Raw genomic sequence first — 13,093 nt, 5'->3', positions numbered from 1 at the left:
CGGCGCTGCGGTTGGCGCGGCCATATCCAATCGGTCTCTCCCTGCTCCCTACCGCCCCGGCCCCTTCTCGAAGATCCGTCGATAGATGATGTAAGCGGTTACATGACACGGGAGTAATGTGCGCCGCAAGCCACGTTTGGCCGCATTTCAGGCTATTTTTCAGCGACGCTTGGTCTTCAAATACGCCGACTGAAAAGCGACTGTCTGACAACTCATTGCAGACACGAGGTTTTTCTGGAGAAGACCTCAAATGCTGCGTAAACGGCCCGACCCTCCAGGCGCGCGGCTTGGTCGCACGAGCTGGCCTCAGTTCGACTCGATCGGCCAGGCATGAAAAAACCCACACCGTCGAAACGGTGCGGGCTTTGGAATCGCGTGATGCGCGTCAGGCGGGATTCAGATCCGACAACCGCCCGCGCAGCATCTGCAGCATGGCCGAGAAGTCGAGTCCGCCGTGGCCCATGCCATCGAACAAGGCGTACAAGGCCTCGGCCTGAGCGCCGAGGGGCGTGGAGGCGCCCGATTTTGCCGCCGCATCCTGGGCCAGCTTCAGGTCCTTCAGCATCATGGCCGTGGCGAAACCACCCTGATAGCCGCGGTTGGACGGGGCGGTCGGCACCGGGCCGGGCCAAGGGAAATAGCTGTTCACACTCCAGCACTGACCCGTAGATTGAGATGTGATTTCGAAGAAGCGCTCCGGGTCGAGACCCAGCTTTTCCGCCAAGGCGATGGCTTCGCATGTGCCCAGCATGGAAATGCCCAGCAGCATGTTGTTGCAAATCTTGGCCGCCTGCCCCGCCCCGTGGTCGCCCGCGCGGATGACGACCCGGCTCATCGGCGCCAGCGCCGCCTCGACGCGCGCGAAGTCGCCTTCGTCGCAGCCGACCATGAAGGCCAGAGTGCCTGCATCCGCCGCCGTCGTGCCGCCCGACACCGGCGCGTCTGCAAAGGCGTAGCCGGCGGCCTTGGCCAGACCGGCGACCTTGCGCGCGGTTTCTACGTCGATGGTCGAGCAATCCAGGAGCAGGGCCGAAGAAGGCGCAGCGCCGATGATCTGTTCCGAATAGACCTTCAGCACATGCGGCCCGGCGGGCAGCATGGTGATGACGACCTCGGCGTCCTTGACGGCCTCGGCGACCGAAGCGGCCGAGCCGCAACCCGCCGCGCTGGCCCGCTCCAGCGCCTGCGCCGACAGGTCGAAGGCGGCGACCGCATGGCCTGCCTTGGCCTGGTTCGCGGCCATGCCGCCGCCCATATTGCCCAGGCCGATGAAGGCGATCTTGGTCATGGTCTCTCTCCCTTTGTCGGCGCCGAGGTCAGGCCAGCGGCGTCCATTTTTCATTGTCTGGCAAAGGCGCGAACAGCGCGTCTAGAGTCTCGTCGGCAACGCCCGACAGGTCCGCGGGGGACCATTGGGGCTGATTGTCCTTGTCCACGATCACGGCCCGCACGCCTTCCTGGAAGTCGTGGGTGGCGCCGATCCGGCCGCTGACGGCGTATTCCACGGCCATGTTGTCGTCGAACGACGCGGCCTTCGCCCCCTCGCGAATGTGGCGCAGCGTGACCTTCAGCGAGGTCGGCGACTTGGTCTTCAGCGCCGCCAGTTGAGCCAAGGCCCAGTCGGACCCGTCGGCTTCCAGCGCCGCGAAGATGTCCTCGACCGTGTCGAAAGCGAACAGCCGGTCGATGGCCTCGCGATGGGGGGCCAGAGGCGCAGGTCCGGCGTCCTTCGCATAACGAGCCGCGACCGCAGCCGGATCGGCGGCATCGGCCAGCAGATCGGCCTTCAAGGCCTCAACGCCGTCGCTCGATACGAAATGGGTATGGATGCCCAAGGCCACCGTATCCGCCGCCTTCAGCCGCGCGCCCGTCAGCCCGATCCAGACGCCCGTCTGGCCCGGCAGACGCGGCAGGAACCACCCGCCCCCGACCTCGGGATACAGGCCGATGCCCGTCTCCGGCATGGCGTAGGTTGTGCGTTCGGTGGCGATGCGGACGTCCGCCGGTTCCGAAATCCCGACGCCGCCACCCATGACGATGCCGTCCACAATGGCCGTGATCGGCTTGGGATAGCCGAACATCAGGGCGTTCAGCTGGTACTCGGCCAGGAAGAAGGCCTTGGCGTCCACGCCGTCGCCCGCGCCTGAATCCGCGATCATGCGGATGTCGCCGCCCGCACAGAACCCGCGCTCGCCTGCGTGATCGACAAGTATGGAGGAGACGGAGGGATTCGAACGCCAGTCCAGCAGCGCCGCGATCACCGTCTCGCACATCGCCCTGTTCAGCGCGTGGATCGCCTTGGGCCGGTTCAGGGTGATGCGACCGACGCCGTTTTCGATGCGGATCAGGACTTCAACTTCGCTCATTTTTTGGTTCCTGAACACGTTGCAGCTAAAGCCTTCAACGCTTGGGCCTCGCCAAGATGCCAGGGCTCATCCATCTCGTTGGGTGCATCGAACTCCACCCACTGGCCGCGTTGCAAGGCGGCGATCCCAGCCGCATCGATGGCATATTCCGCGACGCCTGTTCGACGCATTTCAAAAGCGGCTCCGTCAACAAAGAGACTGGTCTTCGGAGCGTCTCGCGGCACGACGTCGTCACCGTAATAGTCGACGATGACCTCTCGGTTTCTGCACGTAGCGCGCAGGATCACCGACGAAAAGTCCCAGGTCAGAAAGGAGGCGACTGGGTCTCGGTCCTGAATACGCCCCGTGACCCATTGGGGTTCATTCCCGGCCTGCACCGCCGCCATCAGAGCAAGCAGCGCAATCATCCCCGCGCCATCTCCCGAGCGACGATCACCCGCATGATCTCGTTGGTGCCTTCCAGGATGCGGTGGACCCGCAGATCGCGCACGATCCGCTCCAGCGGATAGTCCTTCAGATAGCCGTAACCGCCGTGCAGTTGCAGCGCCTCGTCGGCGATCTGGAAACAGGCGTCGGTGGCAAGGCGCTTGGCCATGGCGCACCATTTGGTCTTTTCCGGGTGGTCATTGTCGATGGCCCAGGCGCCGCGCAGCACCATCAGCCGCGCCGCCTCCAAGTCCGTCGCCATGTCAGCCAGGCGGAACTGCAGCGCCTGGAACTCGCCGATCGGACGGCCGAACTGTTTGCGGGTCGCCACGTAATCCTGGGCGGTCTCCAGCGCCAGCCGCGCACCGCCCAGCGAACAGGCGGCGATGTTCAGCCGTCCGCCGTCCAGTCCGGCCATGGCGTAGCGGAAACCCGCACCTTCCTCGCCAAGCAGATTTGCAACCGGCACACGGCAGTCGTCGAACTGGACGATGGCGGTCGGCTGGGCGTTCCAGCCCATCTTCTTCTCCTGCGCGCCGAACGACAGGCCGGGCGTCCCGGCCTCGACCACAATGGCGCTGACACCCTTCGCCCCCTCCCCGCCCGTGCGGACCATGACGACATACAGGTCGCTGGTCCCCGCGCCCGAGATGAAGGCCTTGGACCCGTTCAGCACATAGCGGTCGCCGTCACGCACCGCCGTGGTCCGCAGCGCCGCCGCATCCGACCCCGAACCCGGCTCGGTCAGGCAGTAGCTCGCGATCTTGTCCATGCCGACCAGAGGCGGCACGAACCGCCCGCGCAACTCGTCCGACCCGAACCGGTCGATCATCCACGTCGCCATATTGTGGATCGAGATGAAGGCCGCTGTCGCCACGTCGCCGCGCGACAGCTCTTCGAAGATGACCGCCGCCTCGACCCGGCCCAGCGCCATGCCGCCGTGTTCCTCGCCGGTGTAGATGCCGCAGAAGCCCATCTCGGCCGCCTGCTTCATCACATCGACGGGGAAATGCTTGTCCTCGTCCCAGCGCGCCGAATGAGGCGCCAGTTCGGCGTCGGAAAAGGCACGGGCCGCATCCTGAATGGCGCGCTGGTCGTCGGTAAGGGCGAAATCCATGGCGACCTCAGCGCATCGTCGGAATGACGAACGAACTGTCAGAATGCTCCAGCGCGCTGTCCGGCCAGCGGGCGGTAACGGTCTTGGTCTTGGTCCAGAAGCGGACGCCCTCCATGCCGTGCTGGTTGATGTCGCCGAACGCCGATCGCTTCCAGCCGCCGAAGGTGTGATAGGCGACCGGCACCGGGATCGGCACATTAATGCCAACCATGCCGACATTGACCCGGGCGGCGAAGTCGCGCGCCGCGCGGCCGTTCTGGGTGAAGATGGCGACGCCGTTGCCGTACTGGTGGTTCGACGGCAGGGCCAGGGCCTCCTCGAAGGTCTCGGCGCGGACGATCTGCAATACAGGACCGAAGATTTCCTCCTGATAGGACGACATCTCGGGCTTCACATGGTCGAACAGCGACGGGCCGATGAAATAGCCCTTCTCGTGCCCCTGCAGGCTGAAGTCGCGGCCATCGACGACCAGTTCGGCGCCTTCCTGCACGCCCTTCTCGATCCAGCCGGCGATACGGTCGCGATGCTGGGCCGTGACGACGGGGCCATAGTGGGCGCCCGCGTCGGTGGAGACGCCGACCCGCATCGACGGGATTTCCGCCACCATCCGCTCGCGCAGTTCGTCCGCCGTCTTCTTGCCGACCGGCACCACGACCGGCAGGGCCATGCAGCGTTCGCCGGCAGAGCCGTACGCCGCGCCCGCCAGATCCTTGATCACCTGATCCATGTCGGCGTCAGGCAGGACGATGCCGTGGTTCTTGGCCCCGCCCATGGCCTGGACCCGCTTATGGTTGGCGGCGCCGGTTTGATAGACATAGTGGGCGATGTCGGACGAGCCGACGAAGCTGACGGCGTGAACCAGCGGATGGGTCAGGATGGCGTCCACCGCCGTCTTGTCCCCGTGGACCACGTTCAGCACACCGTTCGGCGCGCCCGCTTCCAGCATCAGCTCGGCCAGGCGCACCGGCAAGGACGGGTCCCGTTCCGACGGCTTCAGAACGAAGGTGTTGCCCACCGCGATGGCCACGCCGAACATCCACATCGGGATCATGCCGGGGAAGTTGAACGGGGTGATGCCCGCCACCACGCCCAGCGGCTGGCGCATCGAATAGACGTCGATGCCGGGACCGGCGCCTTGCGTATATTCGCCCTTCAGCGCGTGCGGGATGCCGCAGGCGAACTCGATCACCTCCAGCCCGCGCTGGATGTCGCCCTTGGAGTCGGCGATGACCTTGCCGTGCTCGCTGGACAGCAGCTCGGCCAGTTCGTCCATCCGCGCCTCGACCAGGCGTTTGAAGTCGAACATGACGCGGGCGCGGCGCTGGGGATTGGTCGAGGCCCAGCCGTCGAAGGCGTTCTGCGCCGCCTGAACCGCCCGGTCGACCTCGCCAGTCGTGGCCAGTTGCACGCGCGCCTGGACCTCGCCGGTGTTGGGATCGAACACGTCGCCGAAACGCCCGGACGCGCCGTCGAAGGCCGCACCGTCGATGAAGTGGCGGATGTCGCGCATGGCCTGGATCTCCCTGATCGTTCTTTTGTTCGCCTATGGCTATCACCCCACACCCCAGGTGCGATAATGCAAAGTTGCAGCCAGCTTTCTGCATTTTTGCATGACCGGATGATCCGCCGATGTTCGATTGGGACGACCTTCGCATCTTCATCGCCGCAGCGCGGGCGGGCTCGCTGGGCGGCGCGGCCGTGCGCTTGGGCGTCGATGCCGCCACCGTCGGGCGACGCGTGGCGCGGCTGGAAAGCACGCTGAAGTCCACCCTCGTCGTCCGATCCACCACCGGCCTTCAGCTGACGGCGGCGGGCGCCCAGTTGCTCGACATGGGGCTGGAGGCCGAAAGCGCGATGGAGGCCGCCGCCCGCGTGACCCAGGCCGACACCTTGGCCGGCGTCGTGCGCATCAGCGCCTCGGAAGGGTTCGGCGTCAGTATCGTGGCTCCCGCCCTGCCCGCCTTGCGCCGCGCCAGCCCCGGCCTGCGGATCGAACTGGCGGCCACGTCCGGCTTCCTGTCGCCGACCCGACGCGAGGTGGACATGGCGATCACCCTGGCCGCGCCCGACGCCGCGCGCCTGATCGTAGAGCCGCTGACGCCCTATCAGCTGGCTCTCTACGCCTCGCCCGACCACGTGGCGCAGCACGGCGCGCCCCAGACTGTCGACGACCTGACCGCTTTCGACATCGTCGGCTATATCGACGACCTGATCTATGCGCCCGAGCTGCGCTATCTAGACGAGGTGCGCCCCGGCCTGACGCCCCACGTCGCCTCGTCCTCGATCCGCGCCCAGAAGGAGATCATCGCGGCCGGCGGCGGCATCGGCGTCCTGCCCTGCTTCCTGGCCGAGGGTCTGGTGCGCGTCCTGCCGTCCATCCTGATCGAGCGCCGCTTCTGGCTGGCCACCCACCGCGACGTTCACGACACCGCCCGTATGCGCACGGTTCGAACTTGGCTGAAGAGGCTGTGCGAAACCCGCCAGGCCAGTCTCAAACCGTTCTGAGCGCAGCGTACGGATAGCGGTGTGTTTTTTCTGACGCATCTGGCCGAGTTTTCCAGATTTCAGGGAACGGAGGTCGGGCGCAAATCTTAATAGAAGGCGAACGAGGCCTGCCATGACCCTGACCCTCAGCCTGACCCTGATCACCACGTTGCTGAGCGCTCCGAGTGCGCCCATGCTCAAGGACGCCGCCTTGTACGCCGCGCCCAAGCCTGCCGTGGAGCAGACGGTCGCACTGCAGACCTCCACCGAGCGTTTCAGCGTTCGTCTGCGCTGCACCGCGCTGGCGTCGGGCCATGTGACGGACTGCGTTGTTTTGGAAGAAACGCGCCCGGGTCTGGGCTTTGGAGAAGCGGCTTTGGCTTTGATGGACGGCGCGGAAGTCACGCCGATCCTGGAACGAGGTCGAGCGGTCGACGCGCCCTTCGAGCGCACCATCGACTTCACGCCCTGAACAGGCGGACCTCACCCTTACACATGCCGGCGGCGTTCGCTGTCTGAACGACGCTTCCAGCTAGCAACTTGCGCCGAAACCAACGGCTCACCCAAACGCAGGGGTGAGCCGTTTTCCGTTCAGCGTGCCGGGGCGATGCGCCAAACGGTATTGGACAGGTCGTCGGCGACCAGCAGGACGCGCTTGTTAGGGTCGAAGGCGACTCCGACCGGGCGGCCGCGCGCCTCGCCGTTCTTCAGGAAGCCGGTGGCGAAATCGACCGGCGGGCCGGCGGGGCGACCACCGTTGAAGGGCACCCAGGCGACCTTGTAGCCAGACGGATCTTGTCGGTTCCAGCTGCCGTGCATGCCGATGAAAGCGCCGTTGGAAAACGCACCGCCGAAGCCGCCGTTGCGCGCGAAGTCGATGCCCAGCGCCGCGACGTGCGATCCCAGGGCGTAGTCCGGCGCGATGGCCTTGGCCACCATCTCCGGGTTTTGCGGCATCACGCGCGGATCGCGGTTCTGGCCCCAATAGCTGTAGGGCCAGCCGTAGAAAGCGCCATCCTTCACCTGGGTCAGATAGTCCGGCACCAGTTGCGGGCCCAGCTCGTCGCGCTCGTTGACCACCGACCACAACAGGCTGGTCGTCGGTTCGATCGCCAGGGCGGTCGGGTTGCGGATGCCGGTGGCGATTGTCCGGCGCGCGCCGGTCGCGCGGTCGATTTCCCAGACCACGGCGCGCTCTTCCTCCACGGCCATGCCGCGCTCGCCGATGTTGGAGTTGGAGCCGATGCCGACATAGAGCTTTGTCCCGTCGGCGCTGACGGTCAGGGACTTGGTCCAGTGGTGGTTGATGCGCGAAGGCAGTTCGGTGACGCGCTCGGCCGGCGTCGCGATGCCGGTCTGCCCGGGCTGGAAGGCGAAGCGGACCAGCGCGCCCTGTTCGGCGACGTAAAGGGAACCGTCGACATAGGCCAGGCCGTAGGGCGCATCCAGGTTCTCGACCAGGACGGTGCGCAGTTCGGGGATGCCGTCGTTATTGGCGTCGCGCAGCAGGGTGATGCGGTTGCCGCCGGCGATCTTGGTGTTGCCCTGTTTCTTGATCACGCCGGCGATGACGTCCTTGGGCCGCATGGCCGGGGCATGGCCGCCACGCCCCTCAGCGATCAGGACGTCGCCGTTGGGCAGGACCAGCATCTGGCGCGGAATCTTAAGGTCGGTGGCGAAGGCGCTGACGGTGAAGCCTGCAGGCACGGTCGGCGTCTCGCCGTTCCAGCCGGCGGGCGGGCTGATCTTCATCGCCGGGACCAGGGTCTCGTTGACCTGGGGCAGGTCGGGCGTGGCGCCGGTCTGATTTAGTTTGGGATCGCTGGCGTTGCCGCACGAGGCGACGGTCAGGGCCATGGCGAGGGTTGCGGCGCTGGCTGCGAGCAGGTTCTTGTTCATCGGACGCTCTCCCGCGCGGCATAGGCGGTCCAGCCGGCGACCAGGACCAGGATTGTGCAGAGGATGGACAGGATCAGGCCAAAGGCGCCGACCGAGCTCCAGGCGTCCTGGCTATGCTTGAAGGCGTTCACCAGGCCCAGCACCCAGGCCAGGGCCAGGGCGACGACATGGATCAGCGCACGACGCGACCGGCCGAGCACGAAATCGATAATCGAGAAGACGCCAGCCAACCCGCCGAACACTAGCGCCCCAGTGATCAGCCAGGCCGAGAAGTTGGTCCACTGAACCTCGGCCGTCTTCAGATAGGCGATGTCGGTGAACAGGGCGAAGGTGAACAGGGCGATTGGAAACGCCAGCAAAAGGCCGTGCAGGGGTCGCACGACCGCGCCTGATAGTCCGTGGGTGTTCATCTGGGCCCTTCCCTAAGGTCTGGCTTGGCTAACCGTCTGATCGCCGAATGGTTCACGGCTTATTTGCGGCGCAGCTGCGTCATTTGCGCAGGTCAGGTCGGGATCAGCAGCGACGGACCTGGAAGACGACTCCTATCCTGCGCAGCAGACCGCCGGCGACGGCCAGCAACAGCCCGAAGGTGTGGATTTCATCAGGTTTGGCTTTTCAACGTGCAGAGAATGGCCATGGCGACCAGGATAATCAGACAAATCAGTCTAAAAACCAGTCCAGCATCCGCACTGGAAAGCCTATGTCGCTGCTGCGTTGCGAGGCCCATAGCGGAGCAATCCGCAATGGACATATTCTGGACGATGCGAAAAGACGTCGATCCGCAGCCTTGCAGATCGACGCCTCAATGCATGTCGATCAGAACCGCTTGGTCAGCTGCACGCCGTAGGTGCGCGGTTCGTTGACGAAGGCGGTCAAGTTGTTGAAATCGATGCCGCCGATCACGTTCTCTTCGTCAGTGATGTTGCGGACATAGGCGGCCGCCTCGATGCCGCGGTTCAGGTCGCGCCAGCCTGCGCGCAGGCCGCCTTCGAACGCCGTGTCCTGCATGAACTCGACCGATTCATACAGGAACAGGTTGAAGTCCTTCTGCATGACCCAGTCGGTCGAGGCGAAGAGCTCGGTGTCGTTGCCCAGCGACCGGACATAGTTCAGCGTCAGGTTGGCGGTGTATTCCGGCGCCTGCGGGAAGGGGTTGCCGTCGATGTTGGCGCGACGGGTCGTGCCCACGGTCACGATCGGATCGGTGACGGTGCAGTTGGCGCCGCAGATGGCCACCAGCAGGTCGCTGTCCTTGATCTCGGTGTGGTTCCAGGCGGCGCCGGCCGACAGGCTGAAGCCCGCGCCCAGATAGATGTCGCCATCCAGTTCCAGGCCGTAACCCTCGCCCTTGTCGGCGTTGATCAGGCGGTTCGAGTTGTCCGCGCCGCCGATGGCGGTGAACTGCATGTCGCTGACCTCATAGACATAGGCCGTCGCGTTGAAGCGTGCGCGGCCGTCCAGCAGGCGGGCCTTCAGGCCGGTCTCGTACGACATGACCGTCTCGGAATCGGCCGTCGTCAGGACGGGCAGGTTGCGGCCCTGGATCGACGGACCGCGATAACCCTTGGCCGCGCGCGCAAACAGGTTGAGGCTGTCGTTGACCTGATAGAGGGCGCTGACGTCCCAGCTGACCTGCTCGTCGCCGACGGAGACGGCGCCCGTGCCGCCAGCGCCCGTCCCAAACACGATCCGCCCGTTGTAGTCGCGGTTGTCGTCGGTGTAGCGCACGCCCGCCGTCACCTTCAAAGCGTCCGTCAGCTTGTAGCTGCCTTGTCCGAACACCGACCAGGAATCCGACTTCTGCACGATGTCGGTCACCCGCGTCGGCGCGGGGTTGCCCGTGCCGTTGAAGGTGCCGGAGACCAGGTTGATCCGCTCGTCCCAATAGAAGGCGCCGACCTGCCAGCCGACCCGGCCGTCGCCGTTCGACGCCAGGCGCAGCTCATAGGTGTTCTGCAGCAGGTCGCTGGAGAGGGTGCCGGTCTCGGAGTTGAACGGGGTCTTGAAAGGCGCCGTCGCCGGAGCCGTGGCCACGCCGCCGTCGATGTCGCCGTCGCCCTGGGACCAGCCCTGGTACGAACCGACGATGCCGGTCAGGGTGGCGGGGCCGAAATCATAGGCGACCTGAATCGACTGCGAGGTGGTCTTCTGCTTCTGGAAGTTGTTGCGGCCGCCGTCATAATAGACGGTGTCACGGTCGAAGTTTCCGTTCAGTTCGTTCGACCCCTTGGTCAGGGCGTTGGCGCGGTTCATCGTGCCCGTGCCGTCATAGTCGCGAGCCTGAAGCGTCAGCAGGGTCGAGAGACGATCGGTGGGGGTCCAGGCGACGTGAACGCGCGCGGCCAGATCGTTGAAGCCGCCCAGATCATCCTTGTCCGCATTGGCGAAGGACGGGTTGAAGGCGTTGTTCACCCAGTCGTCGCGGTGGTTCCACAGGATGGCGCCGCGCACCTGAAGCGTGTCAGACGCCGGCAGGGTGACGGCCGCCTCGGCCCGGGCGGAACCCAGGTTGCCGTAGGTTAGCGAGCCAAACCCGGTGAAGTCGTCCGACGGCTTGACGGTGTCGATCTTGACGACGCCAGCGGGGGTGTTGCGGCCGAACAGCGTGCCTTGCGGACCACGCAGGACTTCCAACTGCTGCACGTCGAAGAGTGGGAAGCCCTTCAGATAGACGCTCTCCAGCACGACATTGTCCAGCACCACCGAAACCGGCTGCGAGGCGGTGAAGTCGAAGTCCACATTGCCCAGGCCGCGGATGTAGAAGCGCGGGGCGTAGCGGCCGTTCGAGCTCTCGACCTGAAGGCTGGGCACGCGCGCCGACAGCGACAGGATGTCGGCGCCGCCGGCCGAGATGTCCTGCAGGGTCTGGGTGTTCAGGGCGGTGACGGCGAACGGCACCTCGCGGATGTTTTCGCTGCGGCGCTGGGCGGTGACGACGATGTCGTCGACGCCGGCGGCTTCGACATTGGTGTCCGTCGTCTGGGCGAGAACCGAGCCGGCGCTCAACAGGGCGATGCCGCTGACGGTGGCGGCCAGAAGGGCTTGGCGAAGCATGGGCGGGGATTTCCTTGGCGACAGTGGGGAGGACTTGTCGCGCGACGCCGTAGAGCTTCGCAGCGACGGCCGCCAGCGCAGAGCGCGCATGTTTCTTGAACCTTTAAAGACGCAGCCACACCCATGTGACAATCTGTCCTGCGCAGAGCTGCACAGCGCCGGCCGGCATTGTGCCGATAGGGCCGAAATGCGATGCTTAAAAGGTGCGTGAGTCCGCTCCGCACGCCTCCAAGACATTGTTTGGATTGCGTATGCCTCTCGTCACGCCCTCCCGTCGCCGGCTCCTGCAACTCGCCGGGGCGACGGCTTTCGCGCCGGGGCTGATCGGCATGAAACGGGCGGATGTGATCGGCCGAGTGCTGGCCGTCTCCGACATGCATTCCGCCTATGAGCGGACCGCCCAGTTGCTGGCCGCCTTCGAGACCGAAGTCCGCTCCAACCCCGTGCCGCACGTCATCGCCATCGACGGCGACATCTTCGAGCACGGCAATGTCGTCGCCGTGCGGTCGGGCGGCGTGGTGGACTGGGCCTTCCTGGCGGCCTTGCCGAAGATCGCCCCGACGGTGTTCAACCTGGGCAATCACGACAACGACTTGACCCCCGACCTGGCCCAGGTCGTCGCTCGGATGAAGAGCCTGGGCGTTCATGTCGTCAGCACCATCGGTGATACGCGCACGGGCGCCGGCTATGCAGACCCGTCCACGACCCTGCCCTTCGGTCGCCGTTCGCTGCGGGTCGTGGGCATGGCGACCAATTCTCTGACCACCTACCCCAAGGCCTCGCGCGACCAACTGTCGATCCCGTCCGCCGCCGACTGGGCCAGCGCCAATCTGGACGACAACCTCGCCGGCGCAGATCTCGTCATGATCATGAGCCACGCAGGCGTCACCGCCGACGGGGACATCCTGCCGCTGCTACCCGACGGCAGCCTGATGATCGGCGGTCATAACCACCTGCTGTTCCAGCATCGCCAGGGCCGCAGCGCCTATGTCCACACCGGCTCCTGGACCGCCGCCTATACGGCGGCTGAGTTCCTGTCGGACGGCTCGGTCACAGCCGAATCCCGCGCGGTCGCGCTGGACGCCCCCGCCTCTCCTGCGCTGGCGGACCTGATCGCCGTGACCCTCGCCGCCAATCTGACCGACGAGGAGCGGACCATCCTGGGGACCAGCCCTCGCGCCCTGTCGCTGGGCGACACCGGACAGCGTGTCGCAGCCGGCCTGGCCCAGGCGGCCGGCGCCGACGCCGGCTTCATCGGCCACACCACCCTGGGCACGGGCGTCCCCGCCGGGCCGGTCAGCCGCTACGTCTTCGATTCCATTGTCCGCTTCGACGGCAAGCTGATGGTCGCAACCGTCTCGCGCGCCCAGTTCGACGACTTCATGGCCCGCGCCAACCAAGACCGCCCGATGCCCCTGGCCGACCGCAGCGGCGACTTCCTCTATGCCTCAGGCGCTTCACCGAAAGGCGATCAAGTCCGCATCGTCACCACCGACTGGTGCGCCACGAACCAGCGGGAGTATTTCGGAACGACGGGCCTCATTTTCGAACAGGCGTCAGACCTGATGGTCAAGCTTGTGGCCGCCAAGGCTCTGCTGGAGAGGTAGAAGTGCCTTGGGCATTCGTTAAAAGGGAACGAGCACAACATACCCATACGCACTCCGAGCGACGTACCGTCCATCCAAAGTCTCTGACTTCGCTTGGGGCGAAAGGCAGAGCTTACTGCGTGGCTTAGTCCGGCGGGAGG

At 65.6% G+C, this 13,093-nt stretch carries 11 protein-coding genes; 3 read left to right on the top strand and 8 right to left on the bottom strand.

Annotated elements, in window-relative coordinates:
- Window positions 1–385 precede the first annotated feature (385 nt).
- From mmsB to CHRYSEO8AT_RS12780, 5 genes are read right to left on the bottom strand one after another with little or no spacing between them, the layout of a single operon-like run.
- On the bottom strand, window positions 386–1,288 hold the full coding sequence (mmsB, locus tag CHRYSEO8AT_RS12800; RefSeq protein ID WP_236547533.1) for a 3-hydroxyisobutyrate dehydrogenase: 903 nt from the start codon (window positions 1,286–1,288) through the stop codon (window positions 386–388).
- 28 nt (window positions 1,289–1,316) lie between these two features.
- Complete coding sequence (locus CHRYSEO8AT_RS12795; protein ID WP_159850601.1) at window positions 1,317–2,366, bottom strand: enoyl-CoA hydratase/isomerase family protein; 1,050 nt, start codon at window positions 2,364–2,366, stop codon at window positions 1,317–1,319.
- Window positions 2,363–2,773, bottom strand: a complete 411-nt coding sequence (locus CHRYSEO8AT_RS12790) for a hypothetical protein (protein ID WP_159850599.1) — start codon at window positions 2,771–2,773, stop codon at window positions 2,363–2,365. The genes CHRYSEO8AT_RS12795 and CHRYSEO8AT_RS12790 overlap by 4 nt, the downstream gene beginning before the upstream one ends.
- Window positions 2,770–3,909, bottom strand: a complete 1,140-nt coding sequence (locus tag CHRYSEO8AT_RS12785) for an isobutyryl-CoA dehydrogenase (RefSeq protein WP_159850597.1) — start codon at window positions 3,907–3,909, stop codon at window positions 2,770–2,772. The genes CHRYSEO8AT_RS12790 and CHRYSEO8AT_RS12785 overlap by 4 nt, the downstream gene beginning before the upstream one ends.
- A 7-nt stretch (window positions 3,910–3,916) precedes the next feature.
- Window positions 3,917–5,419: a CoA-acylating methylmalonate-semialdehyde dehydrogenase gene (locus CHRYSEO8AT_RS12780; protein WP_159850595.1), complete on the bottom strand. Its 1,503-nt coding sequence runs from the start codon at window positions 5,417–5,419 to the stop codon at window positions 3,917–3,919.
- A 119-nt stretch (window positions 5,420–5,538) separates the two neighbouring features.
- On the opposite strand from CHRYSEO8AT_RS12780, the gene CHRYSEO8AT_RS12775 reads away from it, so the two are divergent.
- Entirely contained in the window at window positions 5,539–6,414 is an 876-nt protein-coding gene (locus CHRYSEO8AT_RS12775) for a LysR family transcriptional regulator (RefSeq protein WP_159850593.1), read from the top strand.
- 112 nt (window positions 6,415–6,526) lie between these two features.
- Window positions 6,527–6,865, top strand: coding sequence for an energy transducer TonB (locus CHRYSEO8AT_RS12770; RefSeq protein WP_159850591.1), 339 nt, complete (start codon window positions 6,527–6,529; stop codon window positions 6,863–6,865).
- 119 nt (window positions 6,866–6,984) lie between these two features.
- Here the strand turns inward: CHRYSEO8AT_RS12770 and CHRYSEO8AT_RS12765 are convergent, their stop codons facing one another.
- The 3 genes from CHRYSEO8AT_RS12765 to CHRYSEO8AT_RS12755 all read right to left on the bottom strand — a co-directional run bounded on the left by CHRYSEO8AT_RS12765 (window position 6,985) and on the right by CHRYSEO8AT_RS12755 (window position 11,346).
- Entirely contained in the window at window positions 6,985–8,292 is a 1,308-nt protein-coding gene (locus CHRYSEO8AT_RS12765) for a sorbosone dehydrogenase family protein (protein WP_159850589.1), read from the bottom strand.
- Window positions 8,289–8,702, bottom strand: coding sequence for a DUF2231 domain-containing protein (locus CHRYSEO8AT_RS12760; protein ID WP_159850587.1), 414 nt, complete (start codon window positions 8,700–8,702; stop codon window positions 8,289–8,291). Before CHRYSEO8AT_RS12760 ends, CHRYSEO8AT_RS12765 begins: the two co-directional genes overlap by 4 nt.
- 406 nt (window positions 8,703–9,108) lie before the next feature.
- Window positions 9,109–11,346 carry a TonB-dependent receptor gene (locus CHRYSEO8AT_RS12755; RefSeq protein WP_159850585.1) on the bottom strand — a complete coding sequence of 746 codons (2,238 nt, stop codon included), beginning with the start codon at window positions 11,344–11,346 and terminating at the stop codon, window positions 9,109–9,111.
- Window positions 11,347–11,597: 251 nt separating this feature from the next.
- On the opposite strand from CHRYSEO8AT_RS12755, the gene CHRYSEO8AT_RS12750 reads away from it, so the two are divergent.
- Window positions 11,598–12,953 (top strand): metallophosphoesterase, encoded by a 1,356-nt coding sequence (locus tag CHRYSEO8AT_RS12750; RefSeq protein WP_201304434.1) that lies wholly within the window; start codon window positions 11,598–11,600, stop codon window positions 12,951–12,953.
- Window positions 12,954–13,093 lie beyond the last annotated feature (140 nt).

Origin of the sequence: Brevundimonas sp. G8, assembly GCF_902506205.1 — a bacterium.
Lineage (GTDB): Bacteria > Pseudomonadota > Alphaproteobacteria > Caulobacterales > Caulobacteraceae > Brevundimonas.
Note: the sequence above shows the minus strand (reverse complement) of the source record. Positions and strands in the feature narration are given on the sequence as shown.